General features: G+C 53.7%; 21 protein-coding genes. 15 read left to right on the top strand and 6 right to left on the bottom strand.

Translation table 11 applies throughout. The features are described 5' to 3' along the window. Positions 1–175: 175 nt before the first annotated feature. Both NDK47_RS26220 and NDK47_RS26215 read right to left on the bottom strand, forming a co-directional pair. A complete protein-coding gene (locus NDK47_RS26220) occupies positions 176–475 on the bottom strand; it encodes a YxcD family protein (protein ID WP_251872637.1) in 300 nt (99 codons plus the stop codon). Then, a complete protein-coding gene (locus tag NDK47_RS26215; RefSeq protein ID WP_251872636.1) occupies positions 463–906 on the bottom strand; it encodes a hypothetical protein in 444 nt (147 codons plus the stop codon). Before NDK47_RS26215 ends, NDK47_RS26220 begins: the two co-directional genes overlap by 13 nt. 338 nt (positions 907–1,244) lie before the next feature. On the opposite strand from NDK47_RS26215, the gene cspD reads away from it, so the two are divergent. Beyond that, positions 1,245–1,442 (top strand): cold-shock protein CspD, encoded by a 198-nt coding sequence (gene cspD, locus NDK47_RS26210; protein WP_407653372.1) that lies wholly within the window; start codon positions 1,245–1,247, stop codon positions 1,440–1,442. Between the two features lie 119 nt (positions 1,443–1,561). Further along, positions 1,562–3,067: a degradosome RNA helicase CshA gene (locus tag NDK47_RS26205; protein ID WP_251872635.1), complete on the top strand. Its 1,506-nt coding sequence runs from the start codon at positions 1,562–1,564 to the stop codon at positions 3,065–3,067. A gap of 145 nt (positions 3,068–3,212) precedes the next feature. Here NDK47_RS26205 and NDK47_RS26200 read toward each other — a convergent pair whose 3' ends face one another. Next, the gene (locus NDK47_RS26200; RefSeq protein ID WP_251872634.1) at positions 3,213–4,490 is read right to left on the bottom strand and encodes a Glu/Leu/Phe/Val family dehydrogenase; all 1,278 of its coding nucleotides are present in this window, start codon (positions 4,488–4,490) and stop codon (positions 3,213–3,215) included. Positions 4,491–4,685: 195 nt separating this feature from the next. On the opposite strand from NDK47_RS26200, the gene NDK47_RS26195 reads away from it, so the two are divergent. Continuing rightward, the gene (locus tag NDK47_RS26195) at positions 4,686–5,591 is read left to right on the top strand and encodes a glutamate biosynthesis transcriptional regulator GltC (RefSeq protein WP_251872633.1); all 906 of its coding nucleotides are present in this window, start codon (positions 4,686–4,688) and stop codon (positions 5,589–5,591) included. Here the strand turns inward: NDK47_RS26195 and NDK47_RS26190 are convergent. From NDK47_RS26190 to NDK47_RS26180, 3 genes are all read right to left on the bottom strand, one after another. Then, positions 5,563–6,789: an ABC transporter permease gene (locus tag NDK47_RS26190; protein WP_251872632.1), complete on the bottom strand. Its 1,227-nt coding sequence runs from the start codon at positions 6,787–6,789 to the stop codon at positions 5,563–5,565. The genes NDK47_RS26195 and NDK47_RS26190 overlap by 29 nt on opposite strands. Positions 6,790–6,794: 5 nt before the next feature. Next, a complete protein-coding gene (locus tag NDK47_RS26185) occupies positions 6,795–7,505 on the bottom strand; it encodes an ABC transporter ATP-binding protein (protein WP_251872631.1) in 711 nt (236 codons plus the stop codon). Between the two features lie 101 nt (positions 7,506–7,606). Further along, entirely contained in the window at positions 7,607–8,674 is a 1,068-nt protein-coding gene (locus NDK47_RS26180) for a YeiH family protein (protein ID WP_251872630.1), read from the bottom strand. A gap of 157 nt (positions 8,675–8,831) precedes the next feature. On the opposite strand from NDK47_RS26180, the gene NDK47_RS26175 reads away from it, so the two are divergent. From NDK47_RS26175 to NDK47_RS26120, 12 genes are all read left to right on the top strand, one after another. Next, complete coding sequence (locus tag NDK47_RS26175) at positions 8,832–9,740, top strand: LysR family transcriptional regulator (protein WP_251872629.1); 909 nt, start codon at positions 8,832–8,834, stop codon at positions 9,738–9,740. Positions 9,741–10,103: 363 nt separating this feature from the next. Then, a complete protein-coding gene (eutL, locus tag NDK47_RS26170; protein ID WP_251872628.1) occupies positions 10,104–10,754 on the top strand; it encodes an ethanolamine utilization microcompartment protein EutL in 651 nt (216 codons plus the stop codon). Positions 10,755–10,771: 17 nt separating this feature from the next. Then, positions 10,772–11,290 carry a BMC domain-containing protein gene (locus NDK47_RS27700; RefSeq protein WP_305883354.1) on the top strand — a complete coding sequence of 173 codons (519 nt, stop codon included), beginning with the start codon at positions 10,772–10,774 and terminating at the stop codon, positions 11,288–11,290. Next, positions 11,287–12,798 carry an acetaldehyde dehydrogenase (acetylating) gene (locus NDK47_RS26160; protein ID WP_251872627.1) on the top strand — a complete coding sequence of 504 codons (1,512 nt, stop codon included), beginning with the start codon at positions 11,287–11,289 and terminating at the stop codon, positions 12,796–12,798. Before NDK47_RS27700 ends, NDK47_RS26160 begins: the two co-directional genes overlap by 4 nt. A 45-nt stretch (positions 12,799–12,843) precedes the next feature. Further along, entirely contained in the window at positions 12,844–13,131 is a 288-nt protein-coding gene (gene eutM / locus NDK47_RS26155; RefSeq protein ID WP_251872626.1) for an ethanolamine utilization microcompartment protein EutM, read from the top strand. Positions 13,132–13,137: 6 nt separating this feature from the next. Beyond that, on the top strand, positions 13,138–13,917 hold the full coding sequence (gene pduL, locus NDK47_RS26150; protein WP_251872625.1) for a phosphate propanoyltransferase: 780 nt from the start codon (positions 13,138–13,140) through the stop codon (positions 13,915–13,917). 6 nt (positions 13,918–13,923) lie between these two features. Further along, positions 13,924–14,742: a hypothetical protein gene (locus NDK47_RS26145; protein ID WP_251872624.1), complete on the top strand. Its 819-nt coding sequence runs from the start codon at positions 13,924–13,926 to the stop codon at positions 14,740–14,742. A gap of 4 nt (positions 14,743–14,746) precedes the next feature. After that, positions 14,747–15,034 (top strand): EutN/CcmL family microcompartment protein, encoded by a 288-nt coding sequence (locus NDK47_RS26140; RefSeq protein ID WP_251872623.1) that lies wholly within the window; start codon positions 14,747–14,749, stop codon positions 15,032–15,034. A 3-nt stretch (positions 15,035–15,037) separates the two neighbouring features. Next, positions 15,038–15,379 (top strand): ethanolamine utilization microcompartment protein EutS, encoded by a 342-nt coding sequence (gene eutS, locus NDK47_RS26135; RefSeq protein WP_251872622.1) that lies wholly within the window; start codon positions 15,038–15,040, stop codon positions 15,377–15,379. Continuing rightward, positions 15,376–15,819 (top strand): EutP/PduV family microcompartment system protein, encoded by a 444-nt coding sequence (locus tag NDK47_RS26130; RefSeq protein WP_251872621.1) that lies wholly within the window; start codon positions 15,376–15,378, stop codon positions 15,817–15,819. Before eutS ends, NDK47_RS26130 begins: the two co-directional genes overlap by 4 nt. 78 nt (positions 15,820–15,897) lie before the next feature. Continuing rightward, positions 15,898–17,361 carry a sensor histidine kinase gene (locus NDK47_RS26125; RefSeq protein WP_251872620.1) on the top strand — a complete coding sequence of 488 codons (1,464 nt, stop codon included), beginning with the start codon at positions 15,898–15,900 and terminating at the stop codon, positions 17,359–17,361. Continuing rightward, the gene (locus NDK47_RS26120; protein WP_251872619.1) at positions 17,333–17,923 is read left to right on the top strand and encodes an ANTAR domain-containing response regulator; all 591 of its coding nucleotides are present in this window, start codon (positions 17,333–17,335) and stop codon (positions 17,921–17,923) included. Before NDK47_RS26125 ends, NDK47_RS26120 begins: the two co-directional genes overlap by 29 nt. Positions 17,924–18,019: the final 96 nt, after the last annotated feature.

The raw sequence follows: 18,019 nt of genomic DNA, 5'->3' as shown, positions 1-18,019 counted from the left end.
CCCACCTTGTTTCCTGATTTCCGTTTGGCCCAATGGCCGCCCATCCAAAGCTACCTCTATCATACCGAGGACTTTTTACAAAAGGTCTTTGAAAATCCTTACAATATTCTTACGAAATGATTATACGCCAAAAAAAATCAACCCGCTTCACAGGGAAGGCGGGTTGGTTGGGTTGTTATGATCCGTAGCTGGCATAGGCGATGATGCCTTCATCATCGTCGAGCACCAGTTCCAGACGAGCCGCAAAGGGATCGCGATTCATATAGGTTTGCAGCCAATAGCGGATCGCTTCGATTAAATTGATTTCCACCAATATCTGCTGCCGGCCCAGTGCCTCTACTTCGGCAGAAAAGCCGTATTCCTCATCCCACATCAGTTCGACCAGAACCTCTTCGGGCTTGATTTGCTTTTTGCTGGCCACATGCATGCACACGGCATTGATAATATCTTGTTCCAGAACCGTTATCTTTTCCATGGGTTCAAATCTTCCTGTTTCTTCCGTTGATTTTTAAAGAGCTGGTAAACTTTGCGGATCAACACAAACAGGGCCACAATCGCCAGAGCGTTGATTAAAAAGCCCATGATGGAGCCAAGCATGCCCAGATCACTGAACAGGCTGCCAAACAGGAGTCCGGCCAAACCGCCGACCAACAGACCCTTCATAAAGCCGCCTTTGCTCGGAGCGGCAGTCGATGTGTTTTTGGCAGTGGTGGCATTGGTTGTGTTATTGGTATTGTTGTTCGTAGTGGCATTTACATTGGAATCAGCTTTGTTCGGCGTTGTTTTCGTTGGAGCAACCGACTTTTTCCCGGATTTGTAGCCTTTGGCATCTGCATGGTCAACGCCAAATCCGACGGGAGTCAGCAGAAGCGCGAAAGCAATGAGCAGCATCCACAGCTTTTTCATAAGCGATATGTCATCTCCTTCTCGTTTGCCTTTCTATGATATAAGTGTATGATTATTTGTCTGGATATTCAACCGGCATCACGGGCAAATCTGCTGTGTTCACAGAATGGCCTTTTTTTGACGGCTTCGGCTCAACTCGCTCGATGGGTAAAATCACTGTATTTTCCTTATTCGCAGTGTTTGCTAAATCAAGTAAAAGGTGCTATGATAAGATGTATGTTAAAAAGACATGAATACCCGGGAACGATTTTGCGGCCTCGTGCATGAGGTTTCAAGCGGAAACGGTTTTGAAGGGTTTCTTGCTTTTTATCAATTGTTTACATGAGGAGGCAACAATCGTGATCGGAAAAGTAAAATGGTTTAACGCAGAAAAGGGCTTTGGTTTCATTGAGCGTGAAGATGGTGACGACGTATTCGTACACTTCTCCGCGATCCAAGGATCTGGTTTCAAAAGCCTGGAAGAAGGACAAAGCGTAGAATTTGACATTGTGGAAGGCAACCGCGGACCACAAGCTGCAAATGTAAACAAACTGTAAATCCTTCTGATATAAAACAGGGAAAAGAGGGCTTATTCCAACTCAAGGAATACAGCCCTTTTTTTCGGTCATTTTAATGAGTAAGCTCTGTAGATTTTTGTAAAGGAGATTGACGCGCATTGGCAACATTTTATGAGTTTGGGCTCGATCATTTGGTGGCTCGGGCCCTGAGTGACATGGGCTTTGAAGAGGCCACTCCGATTCAAGAGGAAACGATTCCGACCGTCCTTCAGGGCAAGGATTTGATTGGACAGGCGCAGACCGGTACGGGAAAAACTGCGGCCTTCGGCATCCCGCTGGTGGAGCGGGTAAGTGATGAGCCGGATCTGATTCAGGCTGTCGTCCTGACGCCTACCCGGGAGCTTGCCGTCCAGGTAGCAGAAGAACTGAACAAGATCGGTCAGTACAAAAAAGTAACAGCGCTGCCTATCTACGGTGGTCAGGATATCCAGCGCCAGATTCGGGCTTTGAAAAAGCATCCGCAAATTATCGTAGCGACCCCAGGCCGGTTCATGGATCATATGAATCGCAGAACGATTCGACTGCACGGTGTGGAAATGGTTGTCCTGGATGAAGCCGATGAAATGCTGAATATGGGCTTCGTGGATGATATCAAAGCGATCCTGAAAGAGATGCCGGAGGAGCGCCAAACCCTGTTGTTCTCGGCTACCATGCCGCGTCCGATCCAGGAGATTGCCCGCAACTTTATGAAAGACCCGGTCACGATCTCGATCAAGGCGAAGGAGTTGACCGTTCCCAATATCCAGCAGCATTTCATGGAAGTTCCGGAGAAACAGAAGTTTGACGTATTGTGCCGTCTTCTCGACATTCATTCTCCCGAGCTGGCCATTATTTTCGGCAGAACCAAGCGTCGTGTCGACGAATTGTCTGAGGCCCTGAACAAACGAGGCTACGGAGCAGAAGGCATTCACGGCGATTTGAATCAGGCGAAGCGCGACAGCGTCCTGCGCAAGTTCAAAGAAGGTACCATCGAGGTGCTGGTAGCCACGGATGTAGCCGCTCGCGGTCTGGACATCAGCGGGGTTACACATGTCTACAACTTCGATATTCCGCAGGATTCGGAAAGCTATGTGCACCGGATCGGCCGTACCGGGCGTGCGGGAAAAACGGGATTAGCCATTACCCTTGTGACCCCGAGAGAAATTGACCATTTGCGTTATATTGAAAAGGCGACCAACCGCAGGATGGAGAGAAAGCCGGTTCCGACCATGGCTGAGGCGATTGAGGGCCAACAGCGTCTCACGGTAGACCGTTTGATGGAGACTGCTGGAAGCGATACCCTGAATCTGTACCGTTCGCTTGCCGAGCAGCTGCTGGAGGAGACGGATTCCGTAACATTGGTCGCAGCAGCCTTGAAGCTGCTGACCAAAGAACCAGATACCACGCCGGTTCGGTTGACCGAAGAGTCGCCGCTTCGCGTCGGCAAGAAGAAAATGATGGATTTTCCACGAGGCAGAGGTCCGCGCAGCGGTGCAAAACGGAGCGGTCCTGGTGGTGGCGGCGGCTACGCAAGAGCGGGTCATTCCAAAGGCAGAGCGCCGCAAAACAACAGAAACAGAAGAGACAGAGATCGCGACAGAGACCGAGACAGAGGGAATTTCTAGTACCCGCGCAAAACGTCGAAGTTTTGGTTCCCCGCTGAGGGGAGACGCGTTTTCACAGAAAAAAGCCGCCAAGCTGATGCCAGGCGGCTTTTCGTATATCCAAAGGAATCGATGGCCTTTCGCGTATGTTTTCCAGGGAGCGGGATCAGACCCAGCCTCTTGCCCTCATCGCTTCGGCAATGCGCTTCAGCGAGATCATGTAAGCGGCGGTGCGCAGATCTGTTTTGTACTCGTTTGCGATAGAGCGGACTGCCTGATAGGACTGCGTCATGACATCGCGCAATTTTTGATTGACCTCTTGTTCGCTCCAGTAGTAATTCATCAGGTTTTGCACCCACTCAAAATACGATACGGTTACACCGCCAGCGTTGGCGAGAATATCCGGGATGACGAGCACGCCGTTTTGATGCAGCACCTTGTCAGCATCTGGTGTCGTCGGGCCATTCGCTGCCTCTGCGATGATGCGCGCTTTGATTTTATGAGCATTTTTCCGGGTGATGACGTTTTCCAGAGCAGCCGGCACCAGAATATCAACATCCAGCTCCAGCAGCTCTTCCGGATTTTGCAGACGATAGCGGGCATCGTAATCGAGAATGGTCGAGGTGTCTTTCAGACGCTCTACCTCAGCCAGATCCAGTCCGGCGGGATTGTAGAGTGCCCCTTTGGAGTCGCTGACGGCTACAATCTTGCAGCCAAGGCCAGACAACAGATCAGCAGCGATGCGCCCGGCATTGCCGAAGCCCTGAATGGCGACGGTGGCATTTTGCAGCGGTTTGCCAGCGTCTTTGAGCGCTTCCTCGATCGTGTAGACACAGCCGCGGGCAGTCGCTTCGCTGCGTCCTTTGGAGCCGCCGATAATCAATGGTTTGCCGGTAATGACGCCAGGGCTGTAAGCGCCTTTGATGCGGCTGTAGGTGTCCATCATCCAGCCCATGATTTGCGGGTTGGTGTAGACGTCCGGAGCCGGAATATCCTTTTCGGGGCCGACGATTTCGGCGATCGCTTCCATGAAGCCGCGGCTGATTCTCTCGACTTCGGCTTTGCTGAAGTCATGGGGGTCGCACACGACACCGCCCTTGCCTCCGCCGTATGGCAGGCTGACGACGCCGCATTTGAACGTCATCCACATGGACAGGGCTTTGACTTCATCCAGCGTCACATCCGGGTGAAAGCGAATGCCGCCTTTTGTCGGTCCGATAGCATCATTATGCTGGGAACGATATCCTTCAAAAACGCGTACGCTGCCGTCATCCATTTTTACCGGGAAGGAAACGTACATCACACGTTTTGGTTTTTTCAAGATCTCGACAACGCCGCGCTCCAAGCCGAGCAATGCGGCTGCTGTTTCGATTTGCGACTGTACAATTTCATACGGGTTCAGGTTTTCTCCTGCGCTTTGTAAAACCTCCTGAGTAATGGCCATGGTTCTTCTCCCTCTCTCTATTTCTGTATTTTCTAAGTATTCTCTACATGCAAATCATTCATAGGCGAACCGTTCTTGACAAAGGAAGAACGGGTACAAAATTATTTTATCTGTCTGAATTAATCGAAACAATATAGAATGTAGATAAGATTAATGCCGAAATGAGATGAATGAACGAAAGGAGAGAGAAGAGAGGTGGAGCTGAGGCAAATTCAGTATTTCATCGAGGTGGCCAAAAGAGAACATGTGACCGAGGCTTCGCATGCCCTGCATGTAGCTCAGTCTGCTGTCAGCAGGCAGATTGTCAATCTGGAGGCGGAATTGGGGGTAAATCTGTTTATCCGGGACGGAAGAAATGTGCGGCTGACTCCAATCGGCAAGCTGTTTCTGGATCATATGGTGCAGGCGATGAAGGTAATCGACAAGGCAAAGCGCGAGATCGAGGAGTTTTTGGACCCGGAGCGGGGGACGATTCGCATCGGCTTTCCCAGCAGTCTGGCAGCCTATACGCTGCCTACCGTGATCTCAGCGTTTCGGGAGCAGCATGCCCATGTCCAGTTCCATTTGCGGCAGGGATCGTACCGGTCGCTGATTGAAGCCGTGATCAAAGGGGAGATTGACATCGCGCTGCTGGGCCCGGTGCCGAAAGAAGAAAAGCAGGTGATCTGCCATACGCTGTTCCTGGAGAAAATCGTCGCACTGCTTCCCCGGCACCATCCTTTGGCAAGAGAAAAGTCGCTCCAGCTCGGGCAACTGCGGGAGGAGGCATTTGTCCTGTTTCCGGAAGGGTTTATTTTGCGGGAATTGGTCGTCAATGCGTGCAGTCAGCTCGGTTTTCGTCCGACGGTTTCCTTTGAAGGAGAGGATATCGATGCGATCAAGGGGCTGGTTGCCGCCGGTTTGGGCGTGACGCTGCTGCCCGAGATTACCTTGACGGACAACCGGCCACGCAATACCGTCATGATCCCGGTAACGGAGCCAAGCGTGACGAGAACCGTGGGCCTTATCATCCCGGCTGACCGGGAATTGCCACCCACGGAACGTCTGTTTTGTGAGTTTTTGAAAAAATTCTTCAGTGTTTTGGAAGACTATGATATGTAGGCGAAGCCGTCTGGTTTCGCAGAAAGTACAGTGTCAGGATGGCTGACCAGATGAGGCAGATTGCGATGAGAGCCAGCTTGTGCAAAACGGGTGCGGCTTTACTCAGGATGACCACAGCCAAACCGGCAGCCAACAATCCGAGTATGGCCAGGCAAAGCCGCATCGCCGCTTTTTGCCGTTGCCCGGATGAGATCGGCAATAGGCGGATGGCGGGCGGATGGATGATCGTGCGAATATGCTGGGTCACCTGTTTTCCTGCCGCAGCAAGGCTGAGCAGACAGAGGGCGTACATCAGGACTGGTGACTGTGCCCACGCCAATATGACCAGTGCGACAGCAGACAGTCGCAGGTAGATCGCAAAGGTTTCACCTGTTCGGATCACATGCCGCACCAGCAGGAAGAGGTAGGCATCCCTTTTGGCCCCGGTCAAGCGATCAAATAGATAGACAGCCCAGGCTCTGCCGCGAACTTTTTTGCGCTTGTGAGGTACGTCGATAAACAGGTTCAGTACGCTGTAGTACAGGTCAATCCTCCGGTTTTCCCGCTCGATCAGCTCAAGCCAGGGCAGGTGGTACCTGGCGGAGCCGGCCGCGGCCTGGATGGTTAGAATAGCCATGAGCAGAAGCGAGCCGCCCAAATAGAGGTAGGAACTCGTCCACAGTCCGTACAAAAAGAGCGAGACGAGCACCCACCTGATCAGGAGCAGCAAAAGTGAGTCGCGTTTGAGGCGCAGATGACGCCAATGCAGGTCGACACTCCACGCTTTGAGCACGAGCAAGCAGACCGCCAGCAGCAGAATGCTCTGTGGCGACCGGGCCGTCTGGACGTACAACGGGTTGACGATGGCAGCAAGCAGCAGCATGCTGGCCAATTGGAGCAGGAGACTGTAAAGAAAAGCAGAGCGAAGATAACTCACCATAGGATAGGGTGAGGGTGCCAGCAGGGCAAGATCTGCTTTTCGCAGGAATGTCCGAACAGAGGCAGGAGCTACCAACCCTGCTGTCAACAGGGCGGCGGCAAGCTGCGTCCAGATGGTGGCGGACAGGGAGTCGGTTGTCTTCGTATAAAGGAAGGCTGCTGCAAAGTAAAGCACGGCCAGCCCCAAAGAATTACTGCCGGAAACGGCCTGCTTGGCGTACCGAATCCCCGTTTTCCAGGCCGCTTGACAGCGTGAGGAAAAAAGTGGGTCCAACGTCATCCTGATCACCTCCGCACGACCGACAGAAACAGATCGTCCAGAGAAGCCTGCGGCAGGCCGGCTTGACTGCGCATCTCGGGCAGCGTGCCATAGAGGGCGATCCTTCCATCGTGAACGACGACGAAGCGATCCACGTAGGTTTCTGCCAGCCCCAGCACGTGGGTGGACAACAAAATGGCAGTCCCCTCTTTTTTTAGCTCGGTCAACTGGCCGAGAAGGGTCTCCGTCGCCAGCGGATCGAGGCCGACAAACGGCTCGTCAACTACCAAGACATCAGGCTTTACGAGAAAAGCACAGAGGATCATCACCTTTTGCCGCATGCCTTTGGAAAAGGAGCTGGGGAAATGATGCGCTCTGTGTGCAAGCCGAAACAGCTCCAGCAGTCTTTCGGCACGCTCCTGGAAGGGCTGTTCCTCCATTTGGTACGCGCGGGCCATAAACTGCAGATGCTCCCAAAGGGTCAACTCCTCATACAGCTCGGGTGTCTCTGGGACGTAAGCCAAAAGCGGCTGCCGATCCGTGGAGAAGCTGATCGTGCCAGAGCTGGGCTGCAAAAAGCCGAGTACATGCTTTAAAATCGTGCTTTTTCCAGCCCCGTTCAAACCAATCAGACCCACGATTTCGCCAGCCTGTACGGTAAAAGAGATATCGTGAATGGCAGGTTTTCCTGCCGTGTAGCCGCCCGTAATCCTCTCTAGTGTAAGCAATGGGTTCACCTCGTCGTCCATCATTTTTCCATATTACGGATAGGTTTTCCTTTATCATATCACGAATGAGGAAAAAGGCCGAACGGCGAGGCTGTGGGCTGTCTTTTTTGTTACACCAGCAAAAAGGTCAACGTCGACAACAACACCGAGGTAATGGTCATGGCAATCAGCGGGCGAGAGGCTTTCGTTCGCAAATCGCGCAGGTTTACATTCAGACCCAGACCGACCATGGCCATCGTCAAAACAAAGGTGGTCAGGCTGGCAATTCCGCTGTTGAAGCTCTCGGAAACCGGGATTTGTTTGCCCAGAACATAGCTTCCGAACACACTCATGACAATAAACCCGATCAGGAACCAAGGGAATTCAATCCGGGTGCCTTCTTTCAGCTTGCCCGAGCGCTTCATCCAGTACATCAGCACAAAACAAAGCGGAACGAGCAGGAGGACACGGCCCAATTTAGCCAAAAGACCGAGCGCAAGTCCGTCTGGTCCAGCCGGTGCGGCGGCCAGTGCTACGTGTGCGATCTCGTGCAGACTCACGCCTGACCAGGTGCCGTATTCGATCGCAGACAAAGGCAGGAACGGCCGCAGGATGGTGTAGGCGATGGCAAAAATGGTACCGACAAGGGCGATGATGCCGACCCCGATCGCTGTATCCTCGTCTTTGGCCTTGATGATAGGCGATACGGCGGCGATGGCAGCAGCCCCGCAGACACCCGTACCGACCCCGAGCAGCATAGACAGGGACATATCGGCCTTGAGCCATTTGGCGAGCAAAAGTGTCAGGCAAATAGCAAAGATAATCACTCCGGCATCGTACAGCAAAAGGCCTAATCCATCATGCAGCACCACATCAATATTGAGCTTCAGCCCGTACAGGATAATCGCCAGGCGGAGCAGCCGTTTGGCGGAAAACTGAATGCCCGAGCGAAGGGCTTCGGGATATCCCCAGATTTGGCGGTAGGCGACTGCGATCAGAATGGCGCAGGCTAGCTGACCGACGCGGTTAAAGCCGGGAATTTGCGCCAGCCCGTAGCCCAGCATAGCGACGACAAAAGTAAAGGCAATGCCGCCAAGCCAGAGCTGGCCCGCTTTGGCATTCTTCGCTTTGGCGGAAGAGGGGTGAGCGCGTGCCGCTTGCTGCTCGACAGACAAGCTTTCTTTCAACTGCGTTGACATGAGATCATCTCCGTTGTTTGGTATAAGGTTCTACATGTGTGCTAACTTCAGCATAAGACAGAATGATGAATAAGAAAAATAAATCATTATGATAAATACGATAAGTAAATGGGTATGATAGAAAGAAGATGATTGGGGAACAGAAAGGGGAGGCCGTGTGGATCAACCATTACTTGTTTTTGTGACTGTCGCGGAAATGCAAAATTTCTCCCGTGCTGCAGAACAGCTTCACATGACGCAGCCGGCTGTCAGCCAGCATATTGCGGCACTGGAGCGGCAGCTCGGCACACGGCTGCTGGAGAGAAGCAATAAATACGTTCGTCTCAACAAAGCGGGCGAAATCGTCTATCACCATGCCAAAGAGATTCTCGGACTGCATGCGCGAATGACTGATCTGGTCAACGATCTTCTGCACACTCCGAGCGGCAACCTGGTGATCGGATCAAGCTATACGTTTGGAGAATATGTACTGCCCCACGTCATCGCACGCATGCGCAGTCTCTACCCGATGATCAAGCCGACGATCTCGATTCACAATACCAAGGAAATTGTGGAGCTGATCGGCAGTCGCCAGTTGGATGTAGGGATTGTCGAGGGCGAGTGCCGGGACGAGAAGCTATGCATCGAGCCTTTTGCGGATGATGAAATGCAGCTGATCGTCTCGCCTCATCATCGACTGGCGGGGAAAGAAACGGTGAAGCCCGAGGAGTTGGAGGAAGAGACATGGATCGTCAGGGAAGAAGGATCAGGGACGAGGGAAGCAGCGGAAAAAATGTTTGACCGTCTGGATGTTCATCCACAGAATCTGATGGAATTTGGCAGCACCCAGATTATTAAGGAATCCGTAGAGGCTGGACTGGGGATCAGTCTGCTGTCAACCTGGGCGATTCGCAAAGAACTGAAGCTGGGAACGCTTTGCCTGGTGCGGCTGCAGGAAACGCCAGTCAGGCGGAAGTTTTCTGTCGTGACCCAGGCCAATCAATTTCGCACGAAGGCACTGGAGCTCTTTCTGGAGCTGCTGCGAAATCACGAGGCTTTGCCCGGCTCGGCAGACCGGTACAAATAAATACCTGCCTCTCGTGAACGGTTTGGAGGCGTATATTGCAAAAGGACAATGTGCCTGGAAAATGGCCGACAAAAGAAAAAGCTGCGAAAATCGGAAAATGAGGAGAGGCGTAGATCTGATCGGGTCCGCAGGTCCGGAGATTGCAGGAGGAGTCGAAGAAAACGCTTGCATTTTTGATCAGGCTATAATAAAGTGGTTACACAGGAAGTAATCAGAATTTACTCACTCTTTTCTGCTTTTCGGAAGTGAATAAAAAAGGCAAAGGTGCCAGTAACACAAGGGTGGAAGCCCGCGTGTTTCGGCACCTTTTTTGCGTTCTTCGGCAAAAGGTTGGTGCCTCAACCGGAAAGGAGCGTGACAGGCATGGACAAACCGATCAGAGCAACGCCGCTGTCTGTGCGGCTGATACCAAATGTTGATCCGCGACTGGCAGAGAAACTGGGTGTTGCTCCCCATCTGAAAAGCTTGGGACTGCTCACCTCGACGATTGACGATGTCGGCTACACTGCAATCGACGAAGCGACAAAAAAGGCAGCCGTCGAGGTCGTATACGCCCGCTCATTTTACGCGGGCTCGGCCCATGCGTCAGGTCCGTTGTCAGGAGAATTCATCGGCGTGATCGGAGGGGCGACGCCTTCTGAGGTGGAAAGCGGTCTCGATGCAGCGATTTCCTTTATGGAGAGCGGCGCTTGCTTCTACTCATTAAACGAAGAAGGAACGCACGCCTACTACGCGCATGTCGTTTCCCGGACGGGCAGCTACCTTTCCCAGGTAGCAGGCATACGGGAAGGCGAACCGCTGGCTTATCTGATCGCCCCGCCGCTCGAAGCGGTGTACGGTCTCGATGCGGCACTCAAAGCGGCAGACGTCACACTGCAGCAGTTTTTCGGCCCGCCGACAGAGACTAACTTCGGAGGAGCGCTCCTGACTGGCAGTCAGTCAGCATGTACCGCGGCGGCTCAGGCATTTGCCGATGCGGTGCGCAGTGTGGCGAAGCAACCAGTAAAACGATAGGGCGGGAGGAAACGTAAATGCGCGCACATGCTTATGCGCTTGGCATGATAGAGACTTGGGGATTTCCGGCGCTGGTGGCTGCTGCAGACGCCGCAGCAAAAGCAGCAGATGTCCAAGTGGTCACGTACGAAGGAGCAGATGCCGGTATCGTCACCGTGTACGTCATCGGGGATGTCTCATCGGTACAGGCCGCCGTGGACGCGGGTGCTGAGGCAGCTAAACGGGTAGGAAGGCTGCTGCACTCCCACGTCATTCCCCGTCCGGACGAGACCGTGCCGCTGATGATTCAAAAGAAGTTCAACCAGCAGAACGCGGCAAGATACGACGCACCCAAACAACAGGAGGCTGAGCAGTCTGGCGTTGATATCCCCACTGTTTCAGAGCTGCAAGGGATGACGATCAACGATTTAAGAAAGCTGGCCCGTTCTTATACGGATTTCTCCCTGTCTCCACAAGAGATTCACACGGCGAAAAAAGAAGATTTGCTTCGCCTCTTGGAAGAAAGACGAAACGAGGGAGGTGAGCCCACAGCATGATGCTGGATGCTGATTTGTATTCGGTACAGGAGGTGCGAAACTGCCTGTCCCAGGCCAAAGAAGCGCAGGCAAAGCTTGCAGCCTTCAGTCAGGAACAGGTGGACGCGATCATCGCGGCGATGTCCAAGGCCGGAGAGGAAGCAGCGCATCGCTTGGCGGCTCTCGCGGTGGAAGAGACCGGTTTTGGAAATGTGCCGGACAAACGGACAAAAAATTGGTTTGCGGCCAAGCAGGTCTATGAAGCGATCAAAGATCAAAAAACGGTGGGCTTGATCGGGAAAGATGCGGAGAGCAAGGTCTGGGAGGTTGCCCAGCCTGTAGGAATTGTGGCGGGAATCGTCCCTTCCACCAATCCGACCTCTACGGTTATCTTCAAGTCCTTGATCGCGCTGAAGGCAGGAAACGCCATTATTTTCAGTCCGCATCCCTCGGCGGCAGCCTGTACACGGGAAGCGGCCAGAGTAATGGCCGAAGCGGCCGTCCGTGCAGGAGCACCGGAAGGACTGATTCACTGCATCACCCAACCGACACTGCAAGCCACCCAGGAATTGATCGGGCACAAGCTGACCGATCTGATCCTGGCAACGGGAGGCACGGCGATGGTGAAAGCGGCCTACAGCTCCGGAAAACCTGCCTATGGGGTGGGACCTGGAAATGTGCCAGTCTACATTCACCACACGGCAGAGGTGGGGCTGGCGGCCAAGCGGATTGTACAGAGCAAGACGTTTGACTATGGCACGATCTGTGCGTCTGAGCAGGCCTTGGTCGTCGACGAAGCGATTCAACGACAGGTGATTGCCGCCCTGCAGCGGGAAGGCGCCTATTTTCTCAGCGAACAGGAAAAAGAAAAGATCGCGTCCGTCATCATGAAAAACGGGGCGCTGAACGCTGCGATTGTCGGCCGTTCCCCGCAAGTGATCGCGGAGCTGGCAGGGATCAAGATTCCTGCGGATACCCGGGTGCTGATTGGAGAAGAAACACAGGTGGGCAAGGCGTTTCCGCTATCGGTAGAAAAGCTTTCCCCGATTCTGGCCTTCTACACGGTTCAGGATTGGAGGGAGGGGGCGAAGCGTTGCCGGGAGCTGCTCGAGCTGGGAGGACTCGGTCATACGCTGGGCATCCACGCACAGGATGAAGCGGTGATTACGGCATTTGGGCTTGCTCAGCCAGCATCCCGGATTGTCGTCAATACCGGCACCACCTTTGGCGGGATTGGCGCGACGACGGGAATTTTACCCTCACTGACACTGGGCTGCGGCTCTTTTGGCAACAACATTACATCGGACAACATCGGTCCGCAGCATCTGTTCAATCGAAAGCGTATCGCGTTTGGCATTCGTGAAATGCCTGCTGCCCAAAAGGAGGATACAGCAGATACAGCGGCATCGGCCAAAGTAGAACCAAAGCCTGCCGGGCAGGCGGTGTCTACGCTGCAAGGCGGACTGAGCCGTGAGGAGATCAAAGAGATCATCAAAGCGGTGTTGGTCGACATGAGTGCCAAACCATAATTCACAAGCAGCACAAAAAAAATGTGAACCGAGGAGGAAACGAGAATGGCAGGAGAAATGGCAGCATTGGGCATGGTGGAAACAAAGGGTCTGGTGGGCGCAATTGAGGCGGCAGACGCGATGGTAAAGGCGGCCAATGTAAAACTGATCGGCAAGGTGCATGTCGGCGGAGGTCTGGTCACGGTGATGGTACGAGGGGATGTAGGAGCGGTCAAGGCTTCGACAGATGCTGGGGCAGCCGCGGCAGAAAAAGTCGGCGAGCTGGTTTCGGTTCACGTCATTCCGCGCCCGCACGGCGATATTGAACTGATTTTGCCAAAGCTCGAAGGGTAATCCCGGATGGCTGTGATTACAGAAACATCCTTGCGAGCCTTGCATAAGACAGGCATCCCCAACCCCTTTTTGCTGGAAAAGGGGGATAAATTAACCCCGGCCGCCGCCGATTTTTTAAAGGGAAGAGGGATCGAAGTGAAGACGTCAGGAGAACATCTGCAACCATCCGTTCAGGAACAGCCGGAGCGCTATATTCCGGTAGGAGTGTCCAACCGGCATGTTCATCTCTCGCCGGAGGATGTGGAGACACTCTTCGGTCCCGGCTACCAGTTGACCCCTCTTCGCGAGCTGTCCCAGCCCGGCCAGTTTGCCTGCCAGGAGACGGTGACCATAGTCGGTCCCAAAGGCTCCCTGCACGGAGTCCGGATTCTGGGACCGGCTCGGGGCGTCTCCCAGGTGGAAATTTCCCGGACAGACAGCTTTCAGCTGGGTGTGAACGCGCCGGTGCGAATGTCAGGTGATCTGGCAGGGACGCCCGGACTGATCCTGGTGACGGCAAAAGGATCGCGTGTGCTGGAATCCGGCGTGATCGTGGCCAAGCGGCATGTGCACATGTCTGTAGAGGAGGCAGCCGAATATCAGGTAAAGGACGGCGATACGCTGATCCTTCAGACGACCAGCGAGCGGCCAATTATCTATCCCGACGTGGTGGTGCGGGTGAATCCGCGCTTCTCTCTCGATTTTCACGTCGATTTGGATGAGGGAAATGCGGCCCATCTGAAAACGGGTGACCGGGTACAGGTCATAGGCAAAAACGGCCAGTTGTTTACCCGTCAAGGGAGGTAGGACACCATGGATATCCGAGAAATGGTGGCATCCATCACGAGAGAGATCCTGCAATCAATGAATGAGGCAAAGACAGAGCCGTCGCCGCGCGTCCTGTACGTCTTTTGTGACAGTCAGGCGCACGAGGCTTTTGCCGATCATTTTATCCAGTTAAAAAATCACGGTATTTGCCACGACCTTCTCTTTTTGGACGGAGAGACCTCTTGCTGGCTGGGCATGCACAAGATCGAGTGCGGGGGAGCAGGGAAGATCATCGCCGCTGACGAGTACGCACCGGTCCCTCTCGAAGTACCGAAAGACTATGACGGCATCGTGATACCGGAAATCGACCTGGACAACGCTGCCCGCGTGGCGAGTGGCATGAAAGGGACGATCAAGGCGGAAATCATTTTTTCCGCTCTGGTGACCGGAAAGTTCGTCCTGGTCGGCTCTGATGTACCGGGAATCAAGCGGGCGGACCGGCGCACATTGGCGACGTTAACTCTCCCCGCCGCGTACGAAAAGCGGTTTCACCGGCATGTGCAGGAGATGAAGGAGCTGGGCGTAGAGTTTGCCGAGCAGAAGCGATTGGCAGACCGAGTCATCGCCAGGCTGAACGCTGTCCGGAAAAAGGCGGAGGGAGTCTCGGAAAAGCCGGTGCTAACCCCGCTCGATGAGACAGAAGCCGTCTTTACCGGCCGCCTGCTTACGGCAGATTGGGTCCGGTCACAGCCCCAGCTCCAGGGGACGACCCTGCAAGTCAAACAGGGAACGATTGTTTCGCCGCTGGCGGTGGACAGCTTGCGTGAGCGGGGAATCACACTCTCCTACCTGGGAAAAGGGTGATCACATGTTTTTGGGAAAAGTGATTGGCAGCGTATGGGCCACCCAGAAAGAAAGCGGGATGGAAAATCTGAAGCTGATGGTGGTCCAGCCCATCGATTGGCGGGGACTGGAAAATGGCCAGACGGTGATTGCGGCGGACCGGATCGGAGCAGGGATCGGCGAGCAGGTGATCGTCTCCAGAGGAACACCAGCCCGGATTCTGTTTGGGTCCAACAGTGTGCCGATTGATGCCGCTATCGTTGGAATCGTGGATTCATTCGAGGTGCCGGGAGTAAGCGAGGAGGAGGGATAGGCGATGGAACAGGAACGCTCTCGCGTCATCCAGGAGTTCGTGCCGGGAAAGCAGGTGACGCTGGCACATGTGATTGCCAACCCTGATCAGATGCTGTACACCAAGCTGGGAATCGCGGAAGCGGGGGCGATCGGGATTCTGACCCTCACTCCGACGGAGACAGCCATTATCGCCGCCGATATCGCCACCAAAGCGGCCAATGTAGAGCTGGGCTTTCTCGACCGCTTTACCGGATCATTGATCGTCGTGGGAGACGTCTCTGCGGTCGAAATGGCGGTGGAGGCAGTCAATCGCGTCTTGCATGAAAAACTGCGTTTTACACCGGCGCTGGTGACGAAGTCATGAAAAAACGGGTGATGATTATCGGAGCGATTCAGGCAGGCAAGTCTTCTCTGGTCAAAGCGCTGTTCAACGATGAGCAGCCGGCGAGAAAAACGCAGGCTTTGGAGTATCGTGACTGGCTGATCGACACGCCGGGTGAGTACAGTGAAAATCCGATGTATTACCGGACGCTGATGGCCACGTCGCTGGAGGCAGGAGCAATCCTGATGGTACAGGATGCTACGCGTGAGAGGAATTACTTTCCGCCCGGGTTTTCCACAGGTTTTCCCCAGCCGTGCATCGGAGTCATCACCAAGATCGATCATTCCACTGCCGATGTGTCCCGAGCAGAACGGTTTCTTCGCCAGTCACTCGGTGATGCGCCTGTGTTCGCCACTTCCTCCTTTACCCGGGAAGGCATTGCGGAGCTGATCGAGCACTTGAAAAATATGGAGATTGTCTAGTTCACCTTTTCGTCCAAGAAATTTTATGAGAAAATTTTAAAAACTCGTACCTATTATCGGACGATAAAGAGGGATTGGATGCAAACCTTACAAGAGCTGTGTCAATCAAAAACCACATTGCGCGAGGAAGAGATTCAGATTTTGGCTGATTTGGCCGGCAAGCTGCAAATTTTTTCGAACCTGTATCAGGCGGATATGTTCATCGACTGTCTGACGGCAGACCGCAGCTCGGCACTGGTCGTAGCACAGGCTTCTCCCCAAACGGCCAAATCCCTGTACAGAGGCTCGGTCGTGGGACAACTGGCTACTGCGATCAACGAACCGGCTGTCATGTACTGTCTGACCACAGGCAAATCAGTGATTGGCTCCCGAGGCGTTTCCCAGGAGCAGGTCGTGATGCGGCAAAGCGTTACGCCGATCTGCAACGCGCAAGGGGAAACCATCGGCACGCTGATCACGGAGCAGGATATCTCCAAGCAAGTCGAGCAAGAGCGAAGTGTTGAACTGCTGAAGGAGACGACCGAGCATCTCAGTGAAACCCTGATGCAGTTTGCCGAACCAGACATGCCGATCTCGTCGCTGCTGCACGAAGGCATGATTCTGTTTGATGCACAGGGGCAGGTCACATACGCCAATCGCCGCGCGGTTGAGCTGTTATCGTCAATCGGGTATCCCCTCCCGGAAAAAGGGGAGAGTGTGGAGCGGATCTTTTCCTGGCTGCTCACACCGGAAAGCTTCGTTCGGAGCGGCGGCTTTATCCAGGAGGAGCTGTCGCGGGGCAAAATCTTTCTCCTGATGAAGGCGGTGCTGGTCGCGCACAAACCAGATGACAGAGGGGGGATTGTCCTTTTGCGAGACATCTCTGACATCCGGGAAAAGGAAAAGCAGCTGATGATCAAATCGGCGGTCATCAAAGAGATCCACCATCGAGTGAAAAACAATCTCCAAACCATCTCCAGTCTGCTGCGACTGCAAATGCGCCGCTCACAATCAGCAGAGATTGAAAAGGTATACCGGGAAAGCATCAACCGGATCAGCAGCATTGCGATTATTCATGAATATCTGGCCCAGGACGGGCTGGAGCAAATCGATTTTCAAGATATCTTAACCAAAATCGCGAAAACAATCGTCTCGTCGATGAGGCGTTCCGAGCAGGACATACAAGTAAGCATTACGGGGGAATCCGTGTTTTTGCCGTCCAGCAAGGCCACCTCTTTTGCCTTGATTGTGACGGAGCTGATTCAGAACTGCATGATTCATGGATTTCGGGATCGACAGCAAGGAAATATCATCGTATCGCTTGTTCCCAAGGACGATTTTGTCAGCCTGTCCGTAACCGATGACGGCATCGGCATCGATGAAACGGAACAATTCCTGAAAAAAGGCCATTTGGGGCTGAAAATCGTGGACACGCTGGTCAAGGAAGATCTGGAGGGAAGCATTCATTTCAGGAACTCGGGCAATGGAACAGAGGTGACGATTCTCTATCCGCTGCATAAGGGAGATGAACAGGATGACACAGCCGAAAATTTTGCTCGTTGACGATGAACCCATTATTCGCATGGATTTGCGGGAAATGCTGGAGGGGGAAGGGTATCTGGTCGTGGCGGAAGCCAAGAATGGGGAAGAGGCCGTAGCGCAAGCCCATCGGCACAAGCCGGATCTGATCATCATGGATGTGAAAATGCCCGTCCTCAATGGTATCAAGGCGACCAATATCATTCGTTCCTTTTCAGACTGTTCGATTCTGCTGCTCACGGCGTACAGTCAGCGGGAGCTGGTCCGGGATGCCCGCAAAGCAGGAGTGACGGCCTACCTGGTCAAACCGGTCTCTGAAGAAGACCTCATCCCGGCTGTGGAGATTGCATTGAGCCAAAAGGAAAAAGTAGCGGCACTCAAAAAAGACATTCATGAAATCAAACAGAAGATGGAGGATCGCAAAACCATCGAGAAGGCGAAAGGGCTCATCATGAACCACCACGCTCTTGAGGAAGAGGTCGCCTACAAATGGATGCAGCGTATCAGCATGCAGCGTCGCATGCCCCTGGTCAAGCTGGCGGAGGATATTCTCTCCGGCAACCAGGTGTACTCTCCGTCTGTGTAGAGCAAAGGGCAAGCTCTCTTATTGCAATCGTCTCTTTGGCCAAATGAATCACAAAGCAAAGGCGCTTTGACAATCAGCCGGATTCTACTCTCCATC

It is taken from the genome of Brevibacillus ruminantium (assembly GCF_023746555.1).
In the GTDB taxonomy this organism is placed as follows: domain Bacteria; phylum Bacillota; class Bacilli; order Brevibacillales; family Brevibacillaceae; genus Brevibacillus; species Brevibacillus ruminantium.
Note: the sequence above shows the minus strand (reverse complement) of the source record. Positions and strands in the feature narration are given on the sequence as shown.